This is a genomic window from Chromohalobacter sp. HP20-39 (genome assembly GCF_033052815.1).
Classification (GTDB): domain Bacteria; phylum Pseudomonadota; class Gammaproteobacteria; order Pseudomonadales; family Halomonadaceae; genus Chromohalobacter.
In genome coordinates, this window is sequence record NZ_JAWHTP010000574.1 from 1 (window position 1) to 279 (window position 279).

The following is a 279-nucleotide window of genomic DNA, read 5'->3' on the forward strand; positions in this document are numbered from 1 at the left end:
GCCCCACGATTGAATGCGTGGAAGGCGACCGCGTGCGCATCTTCGTCACCAACAAGCTGCCCGAGCACACCACGGTGCACTGGCACGGCATGATCCTGCCCGCCGGCATGGACGGCGTGGGTGGCCTCTCGCAGCCGCACATCCCACCGGGCAAGACCTTCGTCTACGAGTTCGAGATGAAGAAGTCCGGCACCTTCATGTACCACCCGCATTCCGACGAGATGGTGCAGATGGCGATGGGCATGATGGGCTTCATCGTCGTGCATCCGAAAGACCCGG

General features: G+C 62.7%; 1 protein-coding gene. It reads left to right on the plus strand.

All coding sequences use genetic code 11. The annotated features are described in order from the left end of the window. Window positions 1-17: 17 nt before the first annotated feature. On the plus strand, window positions 18-279 hold a 262-nt coding region (locus RVY79_RS19245; protein WP_317466166.1), incomplete at its 3' end, for a multicopper oxidase domain-containing protein.